The sequence below is a fragment of the Cupriavidus sp. 05N39 genome (genome assembly GCF_056397325.1).
Window position 1 is genome coordinate 13,507 of sequence record NZ_JBFTNE010000056.1, and the last position, 24,168, is coordinate 37,674.

Annotated in this window: 28 protein-coding genes; all 28 read right to left on the bottom strand. The window is 65.2% G+C overall.

Annotation, left to right across the window (positions count from 1 at the left end; translation table 11 throughout):
• The gene (locus AC1DN0_RS24650) at positions 1-642 is read right to left on the bottom strand and encodes a glycoside hydrolase family 19 protein (RefSeq protein WP_477142978.1); all 642 of its coding nucleotides are present in this window, start codon (positions 640-642) and stop codon (positions 1-3) included.
• Between the two features lie 82 nt (positions 643-724).
• Entirely contained in the window at positions 725-1,075 is a 351-nt protein-coding gene (locus AC1DN0_RS24655; RefSeq protein ID WP_477142979.1) for a hypothetical protein, read from the bottom strand.
• Entirely contained in the window at positions 1,072-1,329 is a 258-nt protein-coding gene (locus AC1DN0_RS24660) for a hypothetical protein (protein ID WP_477142980.1), read from the bottom strand. The genes AC1DN0_RS24655 and AC1DN0_RS24660 overlap by 4 nt, the downstream gene beginning before the upstream one ends.
• Complete coding sequence (locus AC1DN0_RS24665; RefSeq protein ID WP_477142981.1) at positions 1,326-2,552, bottom strand: hypothetical protein; 1,227 nt, start codon at positions 2,550-2,552, stop codon at positions 1,326-1,328. The genes AC1DN0_RS24660 and AC1DN0_RS24665 overlap by 4 nt, the downstream gene beginning before the upstream one ends.
• Entirely contained in the window at positions 2,552-2,761 is a 210-nt protein-coding gene (locus AC1DN0_RS24670; RefSeq protein WP_447429498.1) for a hypothetical protein, read from the bottom strand. The genes AC1DN0_RS24665 and AC1DN0_RS24670 overlap by 1 nt, the downstream gene beginning before the upstream one ends.
• On the bottom strand, positions 2,761-3,024 hold the full coding sequence (locus AC1DN0_RS24675; protein WP_477142982.1) for a spike base protein, RCAP_Rcc01079 family: 264 nt from the start codon (positions 3,022-3,024) through the stop codon (positions 2,761-2,763). The genes AC1DN0_RS24670 and AC1DN0_RS24675 overlap by 1 nt, the downstream gene beginning before the upstream one ends.
• 62 nt (positions 3,025-3,086) lie before the next feature.
• Positions 3,087-3,632, bottom strand: coding sequence for a hypothetical protein (locus AC1DN0_RS24680; protein ID WP_477142983.1), 546 nt, complete (start codon positions 3,630-3,632; stop codon positions 3,087-3,089).
• Positions 3,629-4,525: a tail fiber domain-containing protein gene (locus AC1DN0_RS24685; protein WP_477142984.1), complete on the bottom strand. Its 897-nt coding sequence runs from the start codon at positions 4,523-4,525 to the stop codon at positions 3,629-3,631. Before AC1DN0_RS24685 ends, AC1DN0_RS24680 begins: the two co-directional genes overlap by 4 nt.
• Positions 4,525-5,451: a hypothetical protein gene (locus AC1DN0_RS24690; protein ID WP_477142985.1), complete on the bottom strand. Its 927-nt coding sequence runs from the start codon at positions 5,449-5,451 to the stop codon at positions 4,525-4,527. Before AC1DN0_RS24690 ends, AC1DN0_RS24685 begins: the two co-directional genes overlap by 1 nt.
• Before the next feature lies 1 nt (position 5,452).
• On the bottom strand, positions 5,453-6,940 hold the full coding sequence (locus AC1DN0_RS24695) for a hypothetical protein (RefSeq protein ID WP_477146076.1): 1,488 nt from the start codon (positions 6,938-6,940) through the stop codon (positions 5,453-5,455).
• Positions 6,937-11,727 (bottom strand): tape measure protein, encoded by a 4,791-nt coding sequence (locus AC1DN0_RS24700; RefSeq protein ID WP_477146077.1) that lies wholly within the window; start codon positions 11,725-11,727, stop codon positions 6,937-6,939. The genes AC1DN0_RS24695 and AC1DN0_RS24700 overlap by 4 nt, the downstream gene beginning before the upstream one ends.
• A gap of 47 nt (positions 11,728-11,774) precedes the next feature.
• A complete protein-coding gene (locus tag AC1DN0_RS24705; RefSeq protein WP_477142988.1) occupies positions 11,775-12,098 on the bottom strand; it encodes a DUF1799 domain-containing protein in 324 nt (107 codons plus the stop codon).
• A gap of 59 nt (positions 12,099-12,157) precedes the next feature.
• Complete coding sequence (locus tag AC1DN0_RS24710; RefSeq protein ID WP_477142989.1) at positions 12,158-12,505, bottom strand: hypothetical protein; 348 nt, start codon at positions 12,503-12,505, stop codon at positions 12,158-12,160.
• Between the two features lie 75 nt (positions 12,506-12,580).
• Entirely contained in the window at positions 12,581-13,513 is a 933-nt protein-coding gene (locus AC1DN0_RS24715; RefSeq protein WP_477142990.1) for a phage tail tube protein, read from the bottom strand.
• 3 nt (positions 13,514-13,516) lie between these two features.
• Positions 13,517-13,735, bottom strand: coding sequence for a hypothetical protein (locus AC1DN0_RS24720; RefSeq protein ID WP_477142991.1), 219 nt, complete (start codon positions 13,733-13,735; stop codon positions 13,517-13,519).
• Positions 13,736-13,744: 9 nt separating this feature from the next.
• Positions 13,745-14,176, bottom strand: a complete 432-nt coding sequence (locus tag AC1DN0_RS24725; RefSeq protein WP_477142992.1) for a hypothetical protein — start codon at positions 14,174-14,176, stop codon at positions 13,745-13,747.
• Entirely contained in the window at positions 14,173-14,478 is a 306-nt protein-coding gene (locus AC1DN0_RS24730) for a hypothetical protein (protein ID WP_477142993.1), read from the bottom strand. Before AC1DN0_RS24730 ends, AC1DN0_RS24725 begins: the two co-directional genes overlap by 4 nt.
• Positions 14,478-14,696, bottom strand: coding sequence for a hypothetical protein (locus AC1DN0_RS24735; RefSeq protein WP_477142994.1), 219 nt, complete (start codon positions 14,694-14,696; stop codon positions 14,478-14,480). The genes AC1DN0_RS24730 and AC1DN0_RS24735 overlap by 1 nt, the downstream gene beginning before the upstream one ends.
• A 65-nt stretch (positions 14,697-14,761) precedes the next feature.
• Positions 14,762-15,697: a hypothetical protein gene (locus AC1DN0_RS24740; RefSeq protein ID WP_477142995.1), complete on the bottom strand. Its 936-nt coding sequence runs from the start codon at positions 15,695-15,697 to the stop codon at positions 14,762-14,764.
• 59 nt (positions 15,698-15,756) lie between these two features.
• Entirely contained in the window at positions 15,757-16,131 is a 375-nt protein-coding gene (locus tag AC1DN0_RS24745; protein WP_477142996.1) for a DUF2190 domain-containing protein, read from the bottom strand.
• A 37-nt stretch (positions 16,132-16,168) separates the two neighbouring features.
• Positions 16,169-17,524: a S49 family peptidase gene (locus tag AC1DN0_RS24750; protein ID WP_477146078.1), complete on the bottom strand. Its 1,356-nt coding sequence runs from the start codon at positions 17,522-17,524 to the stop codon at positions 16,169-16,171.
• Between the two features lie 45 nt (positions 17,525-17,569).
• Complete coding sequence (locus AC1DN0_RS24755) at positions 17,570-19,156, bottom strand: phage portal protein (protein ID WP_477142998.1); 1,587 nt, start codon at positions 19,154-19,156, stop codon at positions 17,570-17,572.
• Positions 19,153-19,368 (bottom strand): DUF6148 family protein, encoded by a 216-nt coding sequence (locus AC1DN0_RS24760; RefSeq protein ID WP_477142999.1) that lies wholly within the window; start codon positions 19,366-19,368, stop codon positions 19,153-19,155. The genes AC1DN0_RS24755 and AC1DN0_RS24760 overlap by 4 nt, the downstream gene beginning before the upstream one ends.
• Positions 19,369-19,371: 3 nt before the next feature.
• Positions 19,372-21,477, bottom strand: a complete 2,106-nt coding sequence (locus tag AC1DN0_RS24765) for a phage terminase large subunit family protein (protein WP_477143000.1) — start codon at positions 21,475-21,477, stop codon at positions 19,372-19,374.
• Positions 21,461-21,991 carry a terminase small subunit gene (locus AC1DN0_RS24770; RefSeq protein WP_477143001.1) on the bottom strand — a complete coding sequence of 177 codons (531 nt, stop codon included), beginning with the start codon at positions 21,989-21,991 and terminating at the stop codon, positions 21,461-21,463. Before AC1DN0_RS24770 ends, AC1DN0_RS24765 begins: the two co-directional genes overlap by 17 nt.
• A gap of 148 nt (positions 21,992-22,139) precedes the next feature.
• Positions 22,140-22,778 carry a hypothetical protein gene (locus tag AC1DN0_RS24775; protein ID WP_477143002.1) on the bottom strand — a complete coding sequence of 213 codons (639 nt, stop codon included), beginning with the start codon at positions 22,776-22,778 and terminating at the stop codon, positions 22,140-22,142.
• Positions 22,779-23,101: 323 nt separating this feature from the next.
• The gene (locus AC1DN0_RS24780; RefSeq protein ID WP_477143003.1) at positions 23,102-23,476 is read right to left on the bottom strand and encodes a hypothetical protein; all 375 of its coding nucleotides are present in this window, start codon (positions 23,474-23,476) and stop codon (positions 23,102-23,104) included.
• A 289-nt stretch (positions 23,477-23,765) separates the two neighbouring features.
• On the bottom strand, positions 23,766-24,161 hold the full coding sequence (locus tag AC1DN0_RS24785) for a sigma factor-like helix-turn-helix DNA-binding protein (RefSeq protein ID WP_477143004.1): 396 nt from the start codon (positions 24,159-24,161) through the stop codon (positions 23,766-23,768).
• Positions 24,162-24,168 lie beyond the last annotated feature (7 nt).

Sequence of the window (24,168 nt, forward strand, 5' to 3'; positions counted from 1 at the left end):
TTACCCTTGAATGCATTGCGTGGCCCGCACGTAGCGCTGCATGCGGTCGTCCAGCCCGTTGTAGCCGCCGTTGATGCGCTTGGTCAGGGCGCGCTGGTCGCCGGCGTCGGCCAGCTGGTTGCAGCCGTTGGCGAACCAGAACCACCCGGCCGAGCGCGCCGCCAGCCGGTCGTCGGTGGCGAGCAGCTCGGGCTGCCTGACCAGGTCGATGCCGAGGGCCTGACCGCAGGCCATGTAGTTGTCGTTGAACGTGATCTGCTTGAGACCGCGGCCGCGGTACCGCCAGCCATCCCCGGTGCTGGCATCGCCGTTGCCGTAGCGCCCGGCGTAGACGATGCTGGCGATGCGCTGCTGGCGCTCGAGCGGCACCATGCGCTCGCCGGCCTGGCGGCCGAGGGTCTTGGCCAGCGCCGGCGAGAGCCGCTTATCGAAGGTATCGATCAGCCCACCCACCGAGTAATCGAAGGACTCCGCCAGGGTGGAGAAGCCCTTCGATTCATGGCCGACCTGGGCAATCCAGGCCGCCACCCGGTGAGGGAGCAGGATGCCGAACTCGAACAGCGCGGCGTCGACGTGCGGCCACCAGCGATCGGCCAGCGCCTCGTTGATGCCGGCCGCCTTCTGAAAGGTTGTTTTATCCATGACCTCGAATTGAAAAAGCCCGCATGCGGCGGGCAAGAAAAAACCACCCCGCAGGGTGGTCGATGGTGGTGCGGCTGGCGTGCTAGGCCGTGAGCAGGCGGTAGGCCTCCTCCTGCGTGATGTCCAGGTCGTAGTGGCTGGCCAGCACCGCGGACAGCGGCAGCGCCGCCGGCAGGCCGGCGACGGCCAGCTGCGCGCGGTAGGCCTCCAGCTCAAGGCGCAAGCGCCAGCGGCGGCTGACCTGGTACAGCAGGCCATTGCAGCCCAGCCAGCGCCAGAACTGCCGCGCATGGGTCTGCTCATGCGCCAGCAGTGCGGCGCTGGTACCGGGCCGCACCAGCACCACCGGGCCGACCGTGTAGCCGTCAAAGCGAGCCGGGATGAGGTGGCGCGTCTGCACCACCAGGCAGAGAGGGCGCAGGCAGAGTTTCATGCGGCCCACACCCGGTAAGGCGTCTCCGGAGGAGCCAGCGTGTACTCCGACAGCTCACCAGGGTTGAGAGGGCGAGCCATCCGGAGATTGGCGAAGTAGCCAGGCTGCAGCGTCAGCGGCACGCCGTCGGCGTCATACGTGGCCGGAATCTGGCCGATGTAGTCAAACGAGGCTTCCGGCTCGGCATATTGCTCGCCAACCGCCAGAAGCTCCTCCGCCGTATCGGCGCGCAGGAAGTAGTCGCTATAAGTCATGGCTTTGTCGTAAAGGCAATCAGTTCGGCATCGGATTTGAACTGCGGAATATATTCGAACAGCGCAATATCTCCGCCCAGGCTATTGGAAGCATTGGTGTTGATCCCGCCGACACCTAACCGGCTGCAGGGCGGAATGCCAGCAGTTGTCACGGAATAAATCGCTCCATTCACCGCAAGCTTTGCGACAGTGCCTTTAACGGATACCGCCGTCTGCACGCGAGTCCCCGGCTGGATGACACCGGTGTTTGGTACCCCAACCGTTACCAGGCTCGTGCCGCCATACGTCCCACCTAGAACCACCCCGCCTGACGTGAGCTGGCCGAGATAGAAGCGGTTTTGCAGCGTGTTGTCCCCGAACTCCCAAGCGGTGAGCGTGGTGTGCGGGAATCGCGGCTGCGTGAAGTCGCACAATACGGTGGATTCCGCAGCGTTATATGCCAGCTTTGACAAGTCCGTTTGTAGCATCCCGTCAAGTCCGCGGCTTACCTGCGCCGTGGTGGTAACGATTGGGGGTGATGGCACGATTGCGCCCACCTCCATGCTGCAGTGATGCACGATGATTTCCTCGCCCATCGGCGTACCCGACACGTAGGGATAGACCATCAGCGTTTGATTGGCTTGCTGAATGACCGATACGTAGAGCCGCCATACCTCGCCGCCATTCGGCCCAACGTTGGCGATCTTGTAGGCGCCATAGGAGCGGTTGTTCGCCCCCGGTCCGTTTAACGAAATGGCCTGCGTATTCGGCACGAATCGAACACCGGTCCAGATCTGTGAACTTGGAGAGGTCTGGTAGAAGTTCAGATCGATTGCCGACGACGGCGTTACGCCCGGCACGATTTCAATAATCATGCTGGCGCAATATGGCGAAGTCGAAGGCGTAGCCGTCGAAGCCAACGACGCGCCGGCGTCCGGGCTCATCGGCGGCATGCCAACCGCGACATGCTTGTAACGGTAGGCCTTTTGAATGCCATCGGAGAACATGGACGGCACTTCCGTTACGTCGTAATACGTCGTCGCAATCGAAATGCGGCTAGGCCAAATGCTATTGGCACGCGCAGGCTGCGCCGAGTAACCCCGCGCCAGGCCCGTAATGCCATCGTATGCCATTGCCGGAACACCGATCGCAACCGGAACGTAGCGGCTATTCGGACCCATCACATAACGGGTAGTTGTCCGCGTGAACTGCACGCATTGATCTAGTGTCTTTTGAGACAGCATTATGCTTTCACCTTGAAAATGCCGAGTAGCCCATAAGGCCAAGCCGGATCATCGTCCCAGCTCCGATAGTCTTGCCCGACGAAATTGAGCGTCATGGTGCGATCGTTGACGGCGACGAAGTTGAGCGACATCGTGCCTTGGGCCAAGTCCAACACGTCGTACCGCCCCCTGCCTGCCATCGTTACGCTGTAACTGATGCCGAGCCGCATCACAGCACCACGAAGTCGTTAGCGGTAGTGCCCGTTGCGTTGATGCGGATGCAACGAATCGGCAGGATGCCGCCGGGCCAGTTCTTGAAGAGCACCGCAACGCCGTCTTCTCGCACCGCCATAACGTCGCCGGGCGTACCGACATAAACCGAACGGGCAAAGGTTGCGAAGTCGACGGTGTCGCTCTTGTTCGCCGCATAGTAGTCGCGCGACGGCGAATCCAGTTCCTGCCGGTGATACCGGTACTTGTCTTCTGCAGGCATGCAGTCCTCCAAAATGAAAAAAGCCACCCGAAGGTGGCGAGGTTGATTCAACGCGCGAGGCGCTACAGCTTGATCAGATTGACCATGAAGATTCCGGTTGCGACGAACAGACAGGTGCTGGTGTCTCCCCCGCCCAAGGTGGCCGACCTCCACTGGACCACAGCCTGCGCGTTGTAGGTGAGCACCACCTCCCGCACCACGTTGTAGTTGTCGTCTAGCAGTTGCGCCTTAATGTTGTTGCGGAAGCCGGGATCCGATTGGAAATTAACGATCGTGTCATTCCCGGAGGCAGAGACAGTTGACATGATCGCGGTAATCGGCATGTTGCCGAAGTACGGATCCACTGCCGCCGCCAGCCCGCCATCCGATTGATTCCAGCTGTACCACATGGTCCCTGGGATGTCGTTTTGCCTGACCGGCACCAACCCCCACCAAGGCCGTGTCTTGCCTAGAAAGTCAGAGAGCGAGATGGGCCCAGGATGAAGCCGGCTCATGCCGAGGAGGCGCTTGACGTTGTCCCAGCTGAGCGACAGACCTTCACCCGGCAACAGCCGCAGCTCTGTGGCGATGTCCTGAAACGAAATTGGCGGTACAGCAGGCAAGGTCATGCTCGCACCTCCTCGAGCTGGCGTACCCTGGCAGCAAGCTCTTTCAATGCCTCGATCAGCACCGGCGAGAGCGCACAGTAGTCGACGGCCAGATACCCATCGGAACCCTCTTGCACCGCTTCCGGCAGCACCGAGCGCATCTCTTGCGCGATCACACCCACGAAGCGCCGGCGATCCTCAAGGTCGTTACGCACATAGGAAACGCCACGCATACGTTCTACCTTCGATAGCGCCTGCTCGATCGGCTTGACATCCTCCTTCAGTCGTCCATCCGAGGTATATGTCACATTGACGGTCGCCACCAGCGCCCCGTTGCATCGCATACTTCCCTCAAAGATGAACTTGTACAGCGCGTCATCCGCCGCGCCACCGAACAGGTGCCGGCCGGCGCTGTTGACCTGGTGCTCGGCGACATACGTGCTGAAGTCCCGCGCGGCCGCCGTGTTGCGCAGCAGGGCATAGGCGCCACCCTCGACCTGCGTCTGGAACACGCCCACCGCGCCGGCCTGGTCAGTTTCCACGTAGCGCACCAGCGGTTGCGTATGGCTCATCGTCAGGGCCGGGAGCGACTGCACCCAGGCCACGCCGTTGGCCGCCGCATTGACCGCCAGGAACTTGTTCGCATTGCCGGCCAGGGCGGGCACGCCGGCCGCTGACTGCGCCGCCGCGGCATAGGTCTGCGCCTGGCCGGCCGAGGTGGCCGCCGCATCGCGGTAGCCGAGCACCAGCGCCGCCGTGGTTTTCACCCAAAGCACCACCTTCATGAACTGCGCCAGCGCGATCATGAAGCGCGTGCGGTGGCCACCGTTGCCGAGTCCGGTGGTGGCGCTGTCGCTGTCGTCAATGGTGATGTTGTCGCCGCCGACGTCCGGCGTAAAAGTCACGCTCGTCATTAGAGTTCCTCGATTTCAAAAGCGTTGCTGTGATTGCCGACCATGACGCGCGCGATCGGGCTGAGCTGGCGCAGGCGCCCCAGGTAGGACTGGCGCAGCAGGTGGATGGCATCGTCCTTGTCCCACACCAGCAGGAGCTCGCCATCGATGCCGGCCTTGCGCTGGATCTCGAAGATGCGCCCCAAGGCCTCATCCTTGGTCAGGTAGCCCAGCTCGAAGCGGGTGACGCGACGGCCAGCCTTGCGATCGAAGTACGGCTGACCGGACATGGCGCGCTGCATGCCGGTATCGGTCTCCCAGCCGATCGAGGCGCCCCAGTTGGCGTTGTAGATCGGCTGCCAGGCACTCCCCACGAACAGGCGCCCGAACTCGACATAGCCATCCGGATTGGTCTCGTCGTCGACCTCCACCCGGAGGTAGCGGCCGGCCACCGGCTTCGGCAGCACCGCCAGCAACAGGGACGGATATTCCTTGCGCTCCTCCTCGGTGATGCTGCCGGCCCAGAAGTTGTCATCCTCCCATTCCAGCACGCTAGTGGGGAACAGCGTCGGCCAGGCCAGCTGCCAGTCCGGATCCCAGGCCAGGTAGGTCTGCGTGGCGAAGTCCATCAGCAGGCTGGGCCCGCCGTCCGGTGGCACCGTGACCGCGTTGTCGTAGACCGTGCTGGTGAAGCCCGCATTGTTGGCCACCCTCACCCGCCACTTGGCCGCGGTGGACAGGTTGTGCCGGACGACGGCAATCACGGAAATCAGGCGACTGCGACCGAGATCCAGCGTGAATTGCGTGTCGGCCTTGCTCGCCGTCGCCGTACGGGCCACGCGCGAGAGCTGGCGATCCTTGAGGTTGTCGCGCGAGATCTGCCAATTGCCACCGCTCAGCGTGCCGGTGTCGGTGATATTGGGATGCGCTAGGAGAACGTTCGCCACCCTACCCCCACAAAGTCAGTTTCACGGTATCGGAATCGACACCGGCATCCAATCCGATCACCCGCAGCAGCCGGCCGGCGAGCCCGTAGCGCGGATGATCCAGGGCCACCACCACACCCAGGTCGACCTGGTCGCCCAACTCGGACAGCGGCACCTCGACGTCGACTAGGATGCGCCGCACGCTGTACAGCGCGCTGCGCCGGGTCGCCTCGGCCGCGGCATCCGCTTCGGCGACCAGCGCCRCATCGAATGTCACCTCTTCCGAGGAAGGCCACGCCGTTTTGACCGCCACCACCTCGACGGCCGTCTGCCGGTATTCCTGCGCCAGAAAGGCCTTGCGCGCTTGCGCCACGCTGCCGGCTGGCTGCGCCTGCACCGTGTAGTTGCGACCAAAGCGCACCACCGCGCGCCAGTTCGGCACGCCGGCGGAACGCAACACCAGGCTGGTCACCGCGTCGACGGACCACCGCGCCACCGGCACGCCGGTCGGGGCAGTCAGCCGGCCCATGCGCAGGCGGTTGAGGCGATCGAAACCGTACCAGGCGCCGATGGCGTTGGCCAGCTCATCCATCACCGTCTGCGTGTTGGCTTCGCTGTCCACCCACACCCCCACCGGCGCACTGTTGGCGGCGTTGAGCGCTGTCACGTCGGCATCCACGATGTCGCCGGCCGGGATCTCCCCATCGAGCGCGAGCTGCTTGAGCAGCGCCCCGGCGCGCTGCTCCGCAGTGCCGGCATCCGCCGTCACCTGGCCGGCCGGCATGGATCCCAGCCGGAACAGGCCCAGCCAGCAACGGAAGGTGCCGGCCGCCGGCGCGGTGGCCAGCAGGTCGGCCTGGTTGGCATAGTCAGCGCCGCGCGCGAGGGCCACGCAGTTGTCATAGACCACGGTCACGGTGCAGGCCTGGTCGGAGACCTGATAGACCAGCTTGGAGGTGTTGACGGCCTTGGCCGGCACATTGAACACGCCGCCATAGACGCGCGGCTTGTACTGGTCCTTGAGATCGTCCTTGGTGCCCTCCACGCCATCCGGGAGCACATTGCTGCCGGCATACTTCGGCCGAGCCAGGGGCCGCCCCAGGAATGCCAGGCGATCGCGCACCTGCAGGCTCATGGCGCCGTCATCCGCGCTCACGTCATCGAGCAGCCCCGACATCACCGTCGCCCAGCCGGACACCGGCGTGCCCGGCTGCCCCACCTTGACGGTGAAAGGCCGGCCATCAAACGCATAGTCGGTGACCAGGTTGTCCAGGCCACCATCGGTGTTCAGCAGCCGGATCTTGCCCGCCGAAGCGCGCGAGGCGCCGTAGGTGGTGGCCCGGTCGAACAGCGTGCGCGACAGCCGCGGCTGTTCGACCAGGCGGCCCTCGAAATACGCATTGGCCGGCGTATCGGTCGGCCGCGTGGTGAAGCCTGCGCTGGCGAAGCGCAGCACCTCCACCGCCGCGGCCGAGATCCGCCAGGCGCTTACCTCTATCGCAATCGTCATGATTTGCTCTCATTGATCATTTCATCGAGCAGCCGGTTGCCCTTGCCGGCTACCGCAACGGCCTCCTGGTGGTTTTCCTCGGCCTGCTGCATGCGAGCCGCAGTCAGCTGCCGACTGTCATTGCGCAGCGCCTGCACCTCGGCCCGCAGCGACTTGATTTCCGCCACCAGGGCAGCGCTGCCGCCACGGCCAAACTCCGACCAGTTCGGCGCCTGGTTGAACCGCATGTTTTCCGCCCGGGTCAGCACCCGCTCGCSCTCGTGGAGCACAGGCCGGTAGCCGTCGAACGGCACGTACGCCAGACCGTTAGCGTGGGAGCCGTCCGGCTTGAAGCCCTTGACGCTGTTGTAGTCGGCGGCGTACTGCCCACCGCTGGCGTAGTAGGCGCGGGAGGCCTCCAGGAAGGCCTGCGCGATCTGCGTCCACTTCGACTGCGCGTCGGCATCGCCACCCAGCGCCGCGGCCGAGGTTTCCTCATAGCGCCGCCGGGCCTCCGCATACTGCTGCTCGGGCGTCAGCGTCGACAGGTTGCCCAGGTCCAGCGAGGCCTGGAACTCCCGCACCTGCTTGCCGAAGGCATCCAGCGCCTCGGTCAGTTGCGCGAAGGCCGGCGCGATGCCCAGCAGCGTGGCGTACAGCTTGCGGCCGCTCTCGTCGTTGAGGTTGATCCCCTCCATCAAGGCGCGGAATGCCGCCTTGCTCTGCGGCATCGCCACGTTCAGCGCGGCGAACTGGGCGGCCAGCTGCTTCCTGGCAAATGCCTGCTGTTCGCCCGCGCTGTAGTACGCCTGGAAATAGCTGTTGAGCCCCGAGGTCAGCGCCTCCATGCCGCCGGCAACCTTGGCCAGTTCCAGCGCAGCCGAGGCCGACAGGTCCGCAAAGCCCTTGAATGGCAGCTTCTTGACCGCGTCGGCAAACTGGTAAAGGCTGTCGAGCGTGGCCAGCACAGCCTGGACATCATCGGCACTGAGCTTGGAGGCGTCGATGCTATCGATGTAGTCCTTGAACGGCCGATCCAGGTTCGCGCTCTGCAGGCCCTGGATGATGGAGCGCTGCAGCTGCAGGTTCAGGGCCTCGAGCACCTTGCCGGCATCCTTCTCGCCGGACAGGTCAACGCGGTTGTCCTGCCCCAGGCCGGCGAACACGAAGGAGCGGCCCTTCTTGGGGCTGACTTCCCAGCCAGCCCGATAGCCGCCGGTGCCGTCGAGCGAACCGCCGTAGCGCTCGGTGAGCGACTGCAGCGAGCCATAGGTAGTCTCGATCGCCTTCGTCACCTGGTCGGCCGCCGGATCACCGCCGGACGGCCCACCGCCCTTGCTGGCCTTGCCGCCATTCACGTTATAGCCGGCGCCGTAGCGGGTTTCCCCGCCTCCACCGATCAGCGAGCCCAGCGCAGCACCAATGACGGCACCGGCGATCGTGCCCACTACAGGCAACGCAGAGCCCAGGCTGGCCCCCACGGCGCTGGCCGCGGCCGCGCTCGACCCTGCCACCGCCAGCCCGCCGACTGCCCCCAGGCTGCCACCCAAGGACGAATAGCCCTTGTTATTGAACAGGGCACCGCCCAGCATCCCGCCGGCGATACCTGCACCGGCACCCCACAAGCCCGAGGCGCCGTTGACCCAGGAGCCCATGCTGCTACCGGCGCCGGAGGCAAATCCGCCCGAGCTGGCCGTCGCGCTCAAGCCGGCGACACCGAATTCGCCCGTTTGCGCAGCCAGCATGGCGGCCTGTTGGCTGCCGACAGTCAAGCCGGGCACCATGGCGCCATACGCGCCCGAGTTGCCCACCAGCAGGCCACCCAGCATGCCGTTGACGCCGTAGGCATCGCCAAGCAGGTTGGACATCTGCATCAGGTTGGATGTACCACCCATTCCCCCACCGCTGCCATAGCCGCTGGCAACACCACCCGGGCCACCACTGAACCCCAGCGCGCCATTCACCCCCGCCTGGACGTACTGGAAGGGAATACGCAACACCGTGGTCTTGAACAGGTTTTTGAGGCCATCCACGAAGGTGCGGCCCATGTCCTTGCCCGCCTCGAAAGCCCGGAAAAAGGAATCTGTCAGCCCCTGCCCGATCTCGTCATAAACACGCTTCCATTCCTCTGCGGTTTTCTTCGCCTGGTCATAGCGCGCCTCAGTGGCTTCCTTGGTGTAGAGCGCATCCCGCAGGCGCTGGCGTGCCTCGATCTCCGCGTCAATCGCCTTGAGCTGCTCGCTCATGGGATCCAGCATGGCGATCGCCTCCCTCCGCTCCTGCAGGCGCGCCACGGTCACGGCCTCGATCGCCGATGGCAGGCGCCCATACAGCAGCGTTTCCTGCGTCACAGCCACAATGCGCTGTTCCAGCCCCAGCAGCGTCTTCTGGTCGAGATCGGTCTGCTGGCGGTAGAGCAGATCGGTCTGGTCCTGCAGCGCGTTGATGCGCTCCTGGCCCAGGCTCTTGAGCTCGGCCTCGATGCGTACGCGCTCGCCGCGGTACTTCTCGCGCGCCGCCAGCTCCTTCTTGCCAGCGGCCAGGTCCTCCAGCTGCTTCGATTGCTCCAGCTCGCCCTCCAGGGCGGTCTGCCGCGCGTCATAGCTGCGCGTGAGCGCCTCGGTTTCCGTGATCTGCCCGGTCCGGCGCAGGCGCTCGACATTGGCCAGCTCACGCTTGAGCGCATCCTCGCGCAGCTTGCTCTGCTGCTCGATCGCGGCCATCTGCCCGCCCAGCGCGTTCTGGAAGGCCTTGTTGGCCTCCTCCGCGTCCTTGGCCCCGCCAGCCCACTTGTCATAGGCCACCTTGACGCGCGCGGTGTAGGTCGTCAGGTTGATGGCGCCCTCGGCCAGCAGCGCCTTCTGCGTGGTGACGTACTTCTCGTAGTTCTCGTTGACCCCCTTGAGCTGGTTCTCGAACTTCGCGTTGTCCGCTTCCAGCTTGCGCACGCGCTCGGCACGCATGGCAGCCTCGGCGGCCACCAGGGCGTTTTCGAGCCGCGCCTCATCCAGCAGGTTCGGGTTGTAGGGATTGGCCGCCCGCTGCTCCGGCGTGAGGGCGGCATTCTTGGCGCGCAGATCCGCCAGCGCCTTCTTCTGGTCGACCAGCCTGGCGCCATCGCCCGCCGGCGTGCCGTCGCGGATCTCGTTGCGCTCCCGGTACTTGGCAATCTGCTTGTTCAGGTCGTCAATGATCTGCTGCGTCGACTGCCCACTGACCGCGACCTGCTTGCCCGACGAATCGACCGCCTCGCGCGCCGCATCCCGCTGCCGCGCCGAATAGATCTCCCAGGCCGTGACGCCCAGGCCCAGCACCGTGACCACCGCGCCCAAGGGGCCGCCCAACAGGCCGAGCGCCCGGGTCGCCAGCCCGGCGCCGGCACCGGCGGCGGTCTGCGCCGTCGCCAGCGCGCGCTGCGCCACCGCATTGGCTTCGGTGGCCGCCGCAATCTCCAGGTTCACCCGGACTTGCTGCTGGCCGAGCACCGCCAGCTCGGCGAGCGCGGCCGACCGGGCCGCCGTGGCCGCGGTCGCCTGCAGCTCGGCCTCACGCACCAGGCGCAGCGAACCGGACAGAGCGCCAGTGGCCGTCGCGGCGGCAATGGTGGCCTCCGCGCTCTGCAGTGAGGCATTGGCACTGGACAGCTTGGCCATCTGCTCCGCCCGGGCCACCCCGATGGCAGCAGAGACCGCCGTGGTGTCAGCAGCGACCGCCGCGGTATGTGCTGCCTCCGCCTCGACCGCCAGCAGGGTCGCCGTCGCCTGCTGCCGGGTCGCCTGGCTCAGCAACAGAGCGGCGTCCGCCTTGCGAGCGAACGACGACGCCGCATTGAGCGCCCAATCGGCCGCCTTGGCTGCCACCAGGCCAGTCAGGGCCGCCGTGACATAGTCCAGGTTGGTCGCCAGGAACGACACGCCGTCCGCCAGCTTGCGGAACACCCCGGAGGCCTCGTTCATGTCCGAGATGCGCTTCATCAGCGCATTCTGCAACTGGGTGAACGACTGCTCGACCGTCATCGGCATCTGCGCAAACTCGGCGCTCAGCTGCTTGCCCGCCTTGTCCAGCGCATCGAGCAGCTGCGCCGGCACCAGCTGGCCGGCTTCGCCGAGCTTGCGCAGCTCGCCGATCGAGACGCCCAGTCCATCGGCCAGCGCCTGCGCCAGGCGCGGCGCCTGCTCCAGCACCGAATTCAGCTCTTCGCCGCGCAGCGTGCCGCTGGCCAGGCCCTGCGAGAACTGCACCAGGGCGGCCTGCGTCGATTCCGCGGAACTGCCGCTCAGCGCGATCGCCTTGGACACGTTTTCCGTGACGCGTAGGATCTTGTCCTGGCTGGCGCCCATCTCCTGCCCGGCCTTGGCCAGGTAGGAGTACGTCTGCGCCACCCCGGCCCACTGCTGGCGCGTGCGCTGCGCGACGTCATACAGCGCGCTTTGCGTCTGCGCCGCCCCCTGCGCCGACGACGACACCAGGCCGATCCGCGCCGACAGGTTGGTCGCCGCATCCGACATGCTGACCATCTCCGCAATGGTCAGCCCCAGGCCGATGCCGCCAATCGTGCGCATGAGGCCGTCGAAGCGGCGGTTCAGCGCGTCGGTGGACTCCACCACCCGGCCCATCGAGCCCGCCATCCGGTCCGCACTGCGGGCGACAGCGACCGCGCTTTGATCGGCCCGGGTCGCCACCCCCTGCAGGGAACTCTCGACGTCCCGGCCGAACTTCTTGGCGGTCGCCGCGCCGGCCGCCATGCCCTGGTTGTAGTCCGTCAGGTCCGCCCGATACCTGACCATCATGTTTCCGAGCTCGGACACAGGCCCCTCCCCTCAATTGAAAGCACCCGCCGCAGCGGGTGTTGATGCTATTGGCGCCGCGCCTCGGCCTCATCCATAAAGACCTGCAGCGCCGCTTTCTCCATCAGCTGCAGATCCGCGAACAGGGCCGCCAGCCGCTTGCGTCGATATCGCTTTTTGCTCATGACGCTGTCGACGCCGGGATAGTTGAGGCCGGTGCGCACCACGCCGGCCATGGTGCCCACGTAGTTCCACTGAGTAGCCACGTCGAAGAACAGGAACAGGGATTCCTCGTTGTCGGCGTAGTAGAAAAAATCCTCGCCGGTCGGCCGCGCGCGCACCGCATCGAGCACGTCCTCGGGGGCGCCGAATGCCGCCAGCGCGTCGGCCACGTCGGCGTCGGCCTCGAAGTCATCCTCGCGGAAGCCAGCCCAATGGCGCGCGGCCGCAATCAGTTTTTTGCGCGCGCCGTGACGATGTTGTCCCAGAACGCCTGCTGCACCGCTGCGGCCGCCGGCGGGATGCTGAGCAGGAATGCCTTGTTCTCCTCGTTGAACTCGGCGACCGTGCCATCGTCGGCGACCATCTCTTTCCAGCCCACCAGGACCTCGCGCGCGATCCAGATCGGATCGTTAGCGCCCTCCACAATCCAGCGGGCCTTGAGCGCTTCCAACTCATCCACGGTGTACCGGGTGAAACTGGCCAGGAACTGCGATTTTTCGAGAATGCCTTTCTCGTTGAGGACCTCAACGTTGACGCGCGCGCCGAAGGTGGGTTTCATTGCCAGGCGGAATGCCATGGGGATCTCCTGAAGATGCAAAAGGCCCGCACAGTGGCGGGCCTTGATGGGTTTTGGTTGGTGCGACCAGGTCGCTTACTTGACGGTGATCACCAACTCATCGTTGCCGGCCGACGGGGCGACGATCAGGTTGGCGGTCATCATCGCCACGCCGTCCTGGTCGGTATAGGCCGGATTCGACAGCTGCACCTGTGGCGCGTCGAACTTGACGATGTTGCCGGGGACCGTGCCGTGGGTGATCGACAGCGAGCCGGTCAAGGCATCGCGGACCGTCGACCACCAGTCCTTCGAGGCGACGGTGGTGAGCTCCATGTTGATGCTGCCTGCCACCTGGCGATCGGTCTGGGCTCCGCCCTCGTAACCGATCAGCGAACGCCAGACCAGGGTGTTTGCCAGGTCGATCTGCAACGCCTGCAGCGGGCCCGTGTACCCCTGAATCGACCAGGTCGCCGTGTTCGTCTTGTTGGCGAGAACCGGGCGTTTGAACTTCGTGTAGTCGACGCTCGCCGGGTTCCCCGCATCGGTCACCGGGCTGAAGGCGCCGAGGAACTTGTAACGCATCACCGGAATGCCCTTGCTGGTAATGTCGAACGCGACCGTGCCCATGCAGCCGAGCAACTTGTGCAGCAGTCCATCAATATAGCCATAGATGGACACCGTCTCGTTGCTGCCAGTGATCGGCGCATATTTGACGTCGGTGGCCGCGGTGACCGTCTCCGACATGCCGCAGGCACGCATCAACGGTCCCCAGGCTGGGGCGGTACCGGCCGCGCCAGCACCGGCGAGTTCGACCTCAAAGTCCAGCTCACTATGGATACCAGCCGGCAGCTGGTCGCTGTTGCCGAAATAGGCGCGGATCAGGTTGCGCGGCACATTCTCGGCCACCAGCGGCTGGATGTTGACCGACCGCACCAGGATGGCATTGGCGGCGCCGGTGGGAATCGCATCCGTGCCGGATGTGGTCTCGATTTTCGCCAGAATGACGGTCCGTCGATTGAGCTTTGGCATGGCTTACTCCTTGGAAGGGTTGTCGGGCCGCGTGGCGAGTTCCAGCGCGGGGCCAGCGGTCGGGGTGCGCCGGCCCGTGACGGGATCGAACATGAACGAGCCACCGATGCCGGCATATTCATCGGTGCCGATGGCGATTTCCGAATCCAGCGGCACACCGGCCTGCGCGGCCGGCAGGCCCTCATCCGCCGGCGCATCATCGCCGGCCATGGTTGTCATCATGGGGATCTCCTAGGCACTCAGGCTGTCACGACTGGTGCGGTAAAACAGGTCGTAGTGGACGGTGCGCGCGCCGACGATGCCGCCGAGGTTGTCGTAACTCGGGGCATCCGTGCCGAGCTCGCCGATATCGATCAGGGCGGGATCCGTGAAGGCCATCACCACCGGGTGGACCAGTGCCAGCGTGGCCTCGGAAAGCGCATCCGGGTCGGCGTCACGGGCCACCACCGTAATCAGCAGCTCGGCGTGGCGATCGATCTCCGCGGTGGACTCGGCGCCCATCTGTTCCTGGCCGTGATGGACCACCAGCACGCGCTTGGTGGTGCGCATGTCCAGCGCGGCGAACAGGGAGCGCGAGAACACCAGGCCTAGCCCCTGCAGCGCTGGCGCAGCCTGCAGCGCCTGCAGCACGCCTTGCGCCATGGCCTCTCGTTTGGTTGTCATGTCGGTACCGGGTTAAGGTCGATCGCCACAAACGCGCCATCGCCGCGCTTGACGGGCGGGCCGACCGGGTTGTAGGAGCCGGCGCTGTTGCCTTCGGTCACCACCACCACGTCTGTGGCGGTCAGGACGCCAAACACGTCCGCGCGGCCGAGCAGCTGCACGCCGGCACCACGCGAGAGGCCGTTCAGCGTCTCGCCGGGTACCTGGCTGAGCAGCGCCAGCCGGGATATGCCCAGGCTGGCCACCGTCACCAGGTCGCCGAAATCCTCGACAAAGACGTCGAGGTCCTCACCGGGCAGCATCAGGCAGCCGGAGGGGTGGGATCGCCACCGGCGCCACCGTCGCCGCCGTCACCCTCCGGCCCCTTGCCGCCAGCGTCCTCATTCTTCTTGCGCCCCACGTTCTCGACCGCGCCGGCGGCTACCAGCACGGCGCCCTGCTCGTCGCTGACATCGAACACCGAGCCGGTCTCCTGCAGCTTCTTGCCGGTATCGACCGGCCAGTTTGCTTTGACTTTCATGGAATCCTCGAATGCAAACGGCCCGCTCATGGCGGGCCGCTGGGGTTATGTGTGCGACGCCAAGCTTAGGCGATCACGTTCTGGAAGAAGTACGACAGATCCGGCGCCGTCACCAGCTCCTGCACCCGCTCGCCGGCGCGCACCTTGTAGGCGCCTTCGAGACCACCGAAGTCCTTACCGAAATCCGCATCGGCGATGCGATCGCCGAACTGCGCGGTGAAGCCCCAGGTGGTCGACCGGGTGCTGTCCGATGGGATCTCGCGATAGGTGAAAGCGGCATGCTTGCCCCAGGTGCGCTGCAGAGCCATGGCCTGGCCGCGGCGGGCCGTGTTGACGAATGCCTCGCCCACCTGGATCTCCTCGAGCTCCAGCGCGTTGGCCAACTGCTGCCGCGTAACACCGCCGGAGGTGCCGCCTTTGCCGTTGACGTAGTCGATCACCTTGGGATGCAGGATCAGCTTGGTCCAAACCGCGCGACCGACCGTCATAACGTTCGGCCGCATCACCGGGGAATCGAGCGCGGTCAGGATCGCGCTGATCGGGTCGGAGCTGGTGTAGTCCGACCATTGCGAGGAGCCGTTCAGCGTGACCTTGTTGACGTGGTTGGCCGGGTTGAACACCGCAGCCGCTACCCGCACCTCACGGTCGAGCGTCACCAGCTTCATGGTGAATTCCGCCGCGGTGGCCAGGGGGTCGACGCCCTCCGGCGCATTCTTGACGTCATCGACCGGCACGACTTCATCCAGACCGTAATCGTTCACGGACGCGGTCTGGATCACACCGGTGCTTTCGACCTGGTTGGGCTTCGCCTTGCGGCCCACCTTGGTGTCGGGGACGGTGAACTGGTCCGCCATGCTCTGGACCAGGTACTTGAACTCGGCCTTGCCGACCGGCACGCGCGGCATTACCGAGTCGGCGATCATTTGGCCATTGGCATAGGCGATCACGACCGACGCAATAAGCGGCTGGTTGATCGGGTACGGGGCGACTGCAGTCGTCATGTAGTACTCCTAGAAAACGCGAAGAAGAAGAGGAACATCGGGGCGGCGTAGCCGGTGGCTTAGCCCTGGATCTGGTTGGGGCAGACCAGCAGCGAGCCGATGTCGCCGAGCACGCCGGAGACCTCTGCGAAGCCGATGGTGCGGGCATTCACGCCGGCCGCCGGTGCGGCGACGATGGCACGGCCGCTGGCGTCGCTGGTGAGCGGCGCGCCACGGGTGACTGCACCGCCGTACTCGACGTCGGCGATACCGCTGCGCACGATGCTGGGACGGTCGCCGGCGACGTAGGCAAAGCCTTCCGTCACGCCGAGCAGGGAATCGGTCGATGCCGAGCCCTGCTTGACCGCACCGTCGCTGGCGCCCTGCGCCACGATGCGGAACTTGCCGAGTGCACCCTCGGCGATGTGGGTTTTGATGAGACCAGGATTGCTCATGATGTAGTCCTGTGAGGATGGTTGGAGAAGGCGCCGATCAGGCCTGCGCCGACAGTTCGTTGAATGCCTTGGTGGCGGCCGCGGCGTAGCCAAGACGCTGACCGCTGGCCATGGCCGCCTGCATCAGCTCGGTCGCCCGTGCGCTGATTTCCTGCTGAGTCGGCGCCTTCTTGCCTCCGGCGTCCGGGTTATCAACCTTGGGTGGCAGCGGGTTCGGCGCATCGATCACAAGCGACTTGGCCTGCGCTGCAAGCGCACCACGGTGGGCGGCCAGGACTTGCGCGGCTGCCTGGTCCGGCGTGGTCTTACCATCGGCCTTGAGCGTGGCGATCAGCTTTTCGTGGCCGGCCATCGCATGGGACTCGATACCCAGGATGCGCTCGCGCTCGGCGGTGGCGCCGGCGGCGCTGGCCTCGGACTGGATTTGCTGCAGCAGCTCGGGCGATTGCGCCGCCAGCTCTTCGCGGGTGATGCTCATGGAGGTTCCTTTCGGAGAGGTGGGCAGGTCTGCCCGGGGTTTAGAAGGGGGCACGGTGCGCGCCCCGGTCGTGCTGAACTCGCCGGCAGCGAGCCGTCCTACCAACTGGTCTAGCGTGGCAATGCCGTCGACCAGGCCGGCATCGATGGCCTGCTGGCCAACGAAGATCCGCCCATCCGCCATATCAGCCAGCACCTGGTCGACGCCGGCGCCGCGGTTGTCAGCCACGGCCTGGACAAACTGGCTGTACAGGTAATCCACGTAGCCCTGCACCGACGCCCTGCCCTCCTCGGAGAGTGGGGCATAGCTGCTGGCAATGCGCTTGAACTTGCCGGAATAGACCTCGGTGGTCTTCACGCCGCGCTGGGCTTCTGCGCCGGACACATCACGGTGGCTGGTCACGACGCCGATCGATCCCACCTCGGTGGTGCCATCGGCGATGTACACGGCTTTCGCCGCGCTACCGATCCAGTACGCCGCCGATGCCATGGTGCCGTCGCCTAGCGTCACCAGCGGCTTGGCCGCGCCGACCTCGCGCACCACATCGGCCAGCTGCTGGGTGCCGGCAACGGTGCCGCCCGGCGAATCGATATGCAGCAGGATCGAGTTCACACGGCTGTTGGCTGCGGCGGCCCGCAGATCCCGCGCTACCAGGTCGCTGGAGGCACCGCCGGAGATGTCGCTGAACAGGTTGGCGCGCCGCCCGATCGTGCCCATGATGGGGATCACGGCCACGCCGTTGACGATCTCGTAATCCTGCGGCTCGCTTCCTAGCGGCCGGCCAAGGCTTGCCGCGACCGCCTGCAGGTCGACCTGCTCGCCCAACATGCGCGCGTCGTAGGCAGCGACGATCTCGATGAGCTTGCCCGGCAGGATGGCCCAGGGCGCGGTAACAACGTCGAGTAGTCGATTCATCATCGTTCCTGAAATGCAAAACCCGCCTTGGTAGGCGGGTTCGCTTTATTGGTTGGCACTGTCCGGCGGTGGATCCGCGTTGGGATCCGGCGGTGCTGGAGGCGTGGCCTCGGCGAGCAGACCATCCCGCCGGCGCGCCTCGATCTCCCTCGCCTGCTGCGCATGGTTGTCGACCCAGCTGCTGCCGTCATAGGCCATCGTTTCCTTCGCTAGCGTGGTGCGCCCGATCTCCAGGTTTTTCTGCGATGCGAGCGCTTCCTTGAGCGGATCGACCGCACCAGGCGCATCACCCACCCACTGGCAGCCCAGCCAGGCGCGCCGGATCAGCGGGTTATCGAAATAGCCCGGTGCCGAGATCCGGCCATTGGCGACCGCCTCATCCATCACCAGCTCATAGACGGGCTGGCAGAAGTTGGTGGCCAGCCAGAAGCGTCGCATCTTGAAGAAGCGCCAGGCGTCCAGGATCGCTGCCCGGGCCGCCGTGTAGCTGGAGGTGTAGTGCTTGATGAGCATCTCGAACGGCAGCTCCAGCGCCACGCCGATCTGCCGCAGGATCGACTGCACGAACGGATCGAACAGTGCGTTTGGCCTGCCTGGATTGATGATCTCCACGCTATCGCCCGGCGCGCCCTGGATGATGGCACCCTTGCCCAGCTTGTAGTCCGGCGCTGTATCGTCGCCCCCCTCCGTCGGATCAAAGGCACCTTGGCCGTCCTCGGTCTTGATGAACACCGTGAACATGCCGGACACCACCGCCGCGGCCAACTCAGCCTCGGTGTACACGCCGAGCTGGCGCAGCGGATCGATCACCGGCGCCAGGTAGGGTTGCCCGCGCGTCTGGCCCACCCGTCGACGCTCGAACAGGTGCAGGACGTTGCGCCGGCCGGTACTGGTACCGAACACTTCGCGCCGGTCCCATACCCTATCCCTTACCCCCAGGCCGCCAGGATGTGAGCGCAGAAAGTGACACGCGACGGGCGCACCGAAATCGTCCAACTCCACGCCACCCGCCAGCTTGTCGGTATCGCGCACGTTTTTCGGATTGCAGCAACGGTCTCCCTCGATCAGCTGCAGCCGCGTGCGATAGGCCGTGCGGTGGCGCTCGAGCATTGGCGTGACGCAGAACACGTCGCCGTTTTCCAGCGTAGAGCGGAATGCCAGCGCCTGCATTTCGTAGAAGGTCTGCGCCAGCGTGATGTCGCATTCCTTGCTGTCGGCAAACAGCGAAAACTCAAGCTGCGCCTGTTGCTGCCAGGCGGCCGCCTGCTCCTCGGACAGCCCCAGCACCTTGGCGTCGATGGTTGGCTGCGGCGCGAGGCCAGTGCCGACCACGTTGGTCACCACCGTATTGATCGCACCGACCGCCAGCGGATTGTTACGACCGAGGTCGCGGCTGCGATTGCGCAACTCACCGAGTTCCGGCAGCAGATCCGCGTCGGCCGATCGACCGAAGGCGAACCAGTTGCGCAGCGAGCGCTTGGTGCGGGAAGCGCCATCATAGGCGCCCGAGTAGGCCTGCGCCGTGCGGGCCTGCGCGCGCCGATTGCCAGCGGCCGGGTTGAAATAGTTGACCAGGCGGTCGGGCAGCGTCAACTTGCTGGCCAGCACGGCGCCGAGCTTRGCGTCCTTCATTCCGCCACCCCGTAGCCAATCCGCATCCGGCGGCCGCCGTTTTTAGCGGCGCTGATCCTGACCTCCCAATAGTCGATCTGCTTGCGGATCTCGGCAGCGTCGGCCCGCGTGAGCTTACGCCCCTCGATCTCATAGGATTGATTGCGCGCCACTGCCAGGCTGGCCGCCAGCCAGGCATCGAGCTGCGACTGTGCTTGTGCCGCTGTAATCATGGGTCATATCTCCACGCCACCTGAGACGGTGCCGTAACGGCGCCGGCGTCGCGGTGGCAAGTTGGGGGTTTCGTTGGTGGTGACCGGCGCTGGCGCTTGCCGATGCCGCGCCGGCGGGGCGTCCTGGTCGTCTTCGTCGTCTTCCGCGTCGACCTCGCGAGGTGCGGCCGGCGGCTCCGGTGTCGGGACTGGCTCGGGCGGCGCCGGCTCGTCGAAGAGCCCGGCCTGCGACAACCGCGCCTCCAGGGCGGCCCAGTCGCGCTCCTGCATCAAGTGGACCTTGGCGGCACGCGTGGCGTGCAAGGCGTACACCTCGCAGTCCAGCGCTTCGTTGCGCTTGCCCACCTTCTTTTGCCAAACGCGAATGACGTGGCCGTTTTGCTGCCGCGTCGGCGCCTTGACCTCGGCCAGCAGCTGCTCGAAGTAGTCGGCGATCACGTTTTTGTAGACGTGGAAGCGGCCCGGCCCTTTGCCCTCCATGCCAACGCGGCCGCGCTCACCAATGAGTAGATCCTTGGCGCGGCCCACGCCGACCATGAACACCGCAACGCCGTACTTGGCCGCCTTGGTGTTCTTCTTGTTGGTGTCGATCACTGCGCTGGGCTTGCGGAAGATCTCCGCATCAGCGTTTGTCGAACCCTTGATGGCCATCACATGCGGCACACCGCGGCCCTGGCGCGAGCGCACGTACTTGTAGACCGCATCGGACGTATTGCCGTCTGAGCTGTCGATCGACGCGGCGGAGATCGACAGGCCAAAGCCGCGAACGTGGCGATACTTGCCAAAAATCAGCTTGTCGAGCTGGTTCCAGACGTCATCGGTAATCAGCGCAGTTTGTCCCCACAGCTGGTCATAGCGCACCAGCCAGGACTCTTCGCCGCGGCCGTAGGCACGCACGGCCACCTCAAGACGGCTGGGCTGCACGTCGACGCCAATCACCAACATCAAGCCGCCTTCCGGCACGATGCCAGCCTCATAAGGCAGCGCGCGCTCAGCCAGCTCGTCGGCCTTGGGCTGGTCGCCCTTGAATGAGTAGGCCACGCCCATCGAGCTATTGGTGAACGCCACCAGCTTGCTCTCATCACCCATCGCCAGGTGGTGGAGCGCCGTGAGCCAGTTCTCCATCAGAATCGGCATCACCGAGCCGGGAAATGGGCTATACAGCTCGTTGATGAAGTAGCCGGCGATGCCGTTGAACGGCGCGGTGGCCATCCAGCGGCCGGCCTTCACGTTGCGGCGCTTCTCCGTATCGTTCCAGATGCCGCCGCAGTGCGGGCAGACGTAGTAGGCCTTCTCCGGCACCTTCTTGCCGAAAATCGGATGCGATGCGCCCTCCTCTTCGGGGCATTTGAGGTAGTCGAAACTCAGCGCGTGCTCTTCGCCGCAATGATGGCAAGGTACCATGCCGACTCGCTTGTCGGAGAGCTCCATCTCGGCCGCGATGGTCGATGTGCCCTCGACCGTCGGCGTGCCGCCGATCACGATCTTGACGCGCGAGCGGCGAAACGTCTTGGTCCGCTCCTTGGCCAGCTTGATCGAGTCGCCCTGGCCGCGCAGGTTCAGATTGCAGTCGTCGGGCTCTTCGATAAAGATGCGCGGGATCGGACTGGACTTGACGCTGGAAGGCGAATTGGATCCGACCAGCTTGAGGAAGCCGCCGCGGAAACGCTTGAACAACATGCGCTGCTGCGACTTTCGGCTGCGCAGGTCCACTGCCCTGCGCAGCCGCGGCGTGGCGCTCACCATCGGCTCGAACTTCTCGGCCATGTATTCCTTGGCCGCGCCCTCTTTCGGGAACAGGCCAAGGATCGGCGACGGGTCCAAATCGATCCACTTGCACAGGATGTTGCCCAGCACGCCTGAGGTCCACGCGACCTGCGCTGATTTCTGGCAGCACACCTCGATCACGGTCGGATCATCGAGCGCCTCGAGCGGATTTCCCGGCCAGCAGAGGTAAGGCGTCACCTCCGGGTCATACTTGCCGGCGCGATCGGCCTCGACGCTCGACAGGAACCGATACTTGCGCGCCCATTCCAGGGCATTCATGCGGGGCGGCAGGGCCCAGCGCGAAACGGCCATACGCAGCGTGCGCTTAGCCGTATTCGTCATCCTCCTCATCGTCTCCGGCATCGTCAGGATGCTCAGAGTCCGGGTCTCCATCTCCATCATCGTCTTCGTCCAGGTGTTGGAGCTTGGCCAGGCACTCCTCAATGAAGGGCAGCACGAGCTGCTCGTCAATCTCGATGTCGTGCGCCTCGAACACGGCATCGGCCACCTTGCCGGGCAGCAGCAGCATCTCGGTCTTGGCCGCCTCGACGTGGCTGGCCCACAGGCCTTCAAACTTGGCCGCCGGCGCCAGCAGTTCCAGCTTTTCGCCGATGCGCAGCTCGACCTCGATTTTTCGCGCGCGGTCGAGCTCATCCTTCGGACTGGACAGGCCTGCGCGGTGCAGCTCGCGCTGCGTGTACCAGGCGAGCACGGCTGCGGTGTCGTATTCGTTGCCGCGGCCGCGCTGGCCAGCCAGTTCCACCGGCATACCCTCCTTCGCTTGCCAGCGGATCAGCGTCTGCACCGCGAATCCGGTGATCTCCGCCAGCTCCTGCAGGTTCACCTTCTTGCCCATGACACCCCCAAAACTAACTAACCCTAGAGCCCCTTTCATCTAGGAAAAGAACGCGGTGCGAATGACCCCCGCGAGACGGGAGGCCGGAAGGACCCGCGTGCGCCCGGCTGCACCCCACCGGGCGCCCTGCCCTGCCCGCCGGCGCCGGCTACCGCGCCGTGGCCAGCGCCTGCTCCCAGGCCTGCAGCATCTCTCGCTCGAAGTTCGCGCGTGCCGTCAGCTCAGCCACCTCGCTGAAGCGCAGCCGTTTCTCATACTGGGCGCTGGTGGCGAAGACCAACACCGGCACGATCTTGCGGTTACGGTCGACCCGCGCATAGATGGCCTCGGGCAGGTTGTGCCCGCGCGGCTTGCCCTTGAAATACCGCTTCGACGTGCCAGAAGAATTGAGCTCGGCTGCAATCGTCTTGATCGTGCCGCGGGTCAGGTTGCCGTACTGGTTCAGTTTCGCGCCGGCGCCTGGCAGCGCGATGCCCTTGCCGAACAGCTTCTCGAACGTTTTGAGCTCACGCTGGCCGCCCTCGACTTCGGTGCGCAGGTAGCGAGCCTGTCGGTCCTTGATGAAGACCGAGGATTCCAGCGAGGTCTTGTTGGCCGGCGTAGTGCCCACCGCCGTGCGCGTGAATGGCGCAGGATTATCGAACGCGCGCATGATCTCGCTGGTCTCAGCCCCCTGCGCCAGCTTGGCTAACCGCGTGAGCGCCACGGCCGCGGCGAACGGCATCTGCCGCTGCTGCAGGCCGAAACCCTGCACCACGCTGCTTACATCAACGCTTACGGCTGACATGGGGTATCCCCTCGCTCGTTCACCTGGCGGCTCCTGTTCGGCCCCGTGAAGATGAGTCGCACCCGCCTCTTACGAAAGACGCGCGGATCGACGCAAGCGGCGCCTGCGCGACAAGCAGGGCCGGCGAGTTGCGCGGCAAGCTCTACTGCCCATTCAGGTGAAAGCTCAATGCTCGCTGCCCGCCGCCCCTCGAATACCGTCAGCGTACGAGTGCCATCCAGCTCATGCGCCACCGCATAGGAGAGCATCGACTGCATTGCCAGCCTGTTCTTTGCGAACAACTGCATCAAGCGAGAAAGGAAAGGACTGCGCTTCGCCATATGCTAACTCCCCGTAGCTTGGGCCGGCTCTTCTTCGTGGGCCGTAGTGCACAGGCATTGCGTCAGGATGATCACCAGCAGAAGCATCGTCGCCAGCCATTGATGCTCTGTCCAGGCCAGGTAGGCCACAGAACCGAGCGACCAGATCCAGCGCGCGACCGGGTATCGCGGAAAGTCCGCCTTCTTGCTGCGAAGCGCGATGCGCCCGGTTTCGGTCAGGCACGTTGCGACAACGAGGAGTGCCAGCGTTAGCCCGAGTGTCGCCATCACGCCGTAGACGACGACCGCGACCCGGCCAGCCCCATCGTTACCCGCGATATGCAGCCCGGCGAGCGCAGCCGCAGCAATGCGCAGAATCCAATCAAAAGCCGTCTTCAAGACTCACCTCCGGAATGAAAAAAGCCCCGCCGGCATGACCCTGGCGGGGCGAATCGGGCGGGATGCCCGAGGAGACAACTGGAAATCAGGCGGCGCAGAATGCAAAAAGCCCGACCAGGTAGGGACCGGATCGGGCTTCGCTTTCACTGCACGCACTGAAACCACAGCGTAGCCGAAATCTACCCCTACCCAGTCAGGATTTCAATAGCGAGCGTCAGGGTCCCCCTTTAACCATTTGATCCATAAAAGAAAAAAGGCGCTACCTTGAAAAATGGTTTTGCTGGTTCTGTCAGGGCTTCAGCAGCAGATGCAGCGGCAGCACCTTGGCCTGCGGATTCTTGAGGCAGTACTCGAGCGCGACCAGCAGCGAGTTATGCAGGCGGCGGACATGGCTCTCGCTCACGCCCAGCCGCTGCCCGATCTTCTGGCGCGTCAGTTCCTCGACGTACCAGGCCATGGCCAGCTTGCGCAGATCGAGCGGCAGCCGCCACAGCGCTTCGTGCAGCTGCTCGCACTCGGGCGGCGACATCGGAATGAACGACCGCAGCGGCATCGAGCGGATCTCCTCGAGCGTGAGGCAGCTCTCGCCGTAGCCATTCGGCGCGCCGCCGGACTTGGCCCATTTGCCCCACGAATGTAGGCGATCGACCGCCCACTCCAGCCGCTCGCGCTCGCGCTTGTCCACTCGAATC

Coding starts and splice junctions, on each gene's coding strand:
- AC1DN0_RS24750 (WP_477146078.1), bottom strand. CDS start 17,524: ATGAATCGACTACTCGACGTTGTTACCGCGCCCTGGGCCATCCTGCCG.
- AC1DN0_RS24660 (WP_477142980.1), bottom strand. CDS start 1,329: ATGACTTATAGCGACTACTTCCTGCGCGCCGATACGGCGGAGGAGCTT.
- AC1DN0_RS24680 (WP_477142983.1), bottom strand. CDS start 3,632: ATGACCTTGCCTGCTGTACCGCCAATTTCGTTTCAGGACATCGCCACA.
- AC1DN0_RS24670 (WP_447429498.1), bottom strand. CDS start 2,761: ATGCGGCTCGGCATCAGTTACAGCGTAACGATGGCAGGCAGGGGGCGG.
- AC1DN0_RS24710 (WP_477142989.1), bottom strand. CDS start 12,505: ATGGCATTCCGCCTGGCAATGAAACCCACCTTCGGCGCGCGCGTCAAC.
- AC1DN0_RS24735 (WP_477142994.1), bottom strand. CDS start 14,696: ATGAAAGTCAAAGCAAACTGGCCGGTCGATACCGGCAAGAAGCTGCAG.
- AC1DN0_RS24720 (WP_477142991.1), bottom strand. CDS start 13,735: ATGATGACAACCATGGCCGGCGATGATGCGCCGGCGGATGAGGGCCTG.
- AC1DN0_RS24685 (WP_477142984.1), bottom strand. CDS start 4,525: ATGACGAGCGTGACTTTTACGCCGGACGTCGGCGGCGACAACATCACC.
- AC1DN0_RS24655 (WP_477142979.1), bottom strand. CDS start 1,075: ATGAAACTCTGCCTGCGCCCTCTCTGCCTGGTGGTGCAGACGCGCCAC.
- AC1DN0_RS24740 (WP_477142995.1), bottom strand. CDS start 15,697: ATGACGACTGCAGTCGCCCCGTACCCGATCAACCAGCCGCTTATTGCG.
- AC1DN0_RS24665 (WP_477142981.1), bottom strand. CDS start 2,552: ATGCTGTCTCAAAAGACACTAGATCAATGCGTGCAGTTCACGCGGACA.
- AC1DN0_RS24770 (WP_477143001.1), bottom strand. CDS start 21,991: ATGGGCAAGAAGGTGAACCTGCAGGAGCTGGCGGAGATCACCGGATTC.
- AC1DN0_RS24675 (WP_477142982.1), bottom strand. CDS start 3,024: ATGCCTGCAGAAGACAAGTACCGGTATCACCGGCAGGAACTGGATTCG.
- AC1DN0_RS24650 (WP_477142978.1), bottom strand. CDS start 642: ATGGATAAAACAACCTTTCAGAAGGCGGCCGGCATCAACGAGGCGCTG.
- AC1DN0_RS24730 (WP_477142993.1), bottom strand. CDS start 14,478: ATGCTGCCCGGTGAGGACCTCGACGTCTTTGTCGAGGATTTCGGCGAC.
- AC1DN0_RS24745 (WP_477142996.1), bottom strand. CDS start 16,131: ATGAGCAATCCTGGTCTCATCAAAACCCACATCGCCGAGGGTGCACTC.
- AC1DN0_RS24765 (WP_477143000.1), bottom strand. CDS start 21,477: ATGACGAATACGGCTAAGCGCACGCTGCGTATGGCCGTTTCGCGCTGG.
- AC1DN0_RS24715 (WP_477142990.1), bottom strand. CDS start 13,513: ATGCCAAAGCTCAATCGACGGACCGTCATTCTGGCGAAAATCGAGACC.
- AC1DN0_RS24760 (WP_477142999.1), bottom strand. CDS start 19,368: ATGATTACAGCGGCACAAGCACAGTCGCAGCTCGATGCCTGGCTGGCG.
- AC1DN0_RS24725 (WP_477142992.1), bottom strand. CDS start 14,176: ATGACAACCAAACGAGAGGCCATGGCGCAAGGCGTGCTGCAGGCGCTG.
- AC1DN0_RS24775 (WP_477143002.1), bottom strand. CDS start 22,778: ATGTCAGCCGTAAGCGTTGATGTAAGCAGCGTGGTGCAGGGTTTCGGC.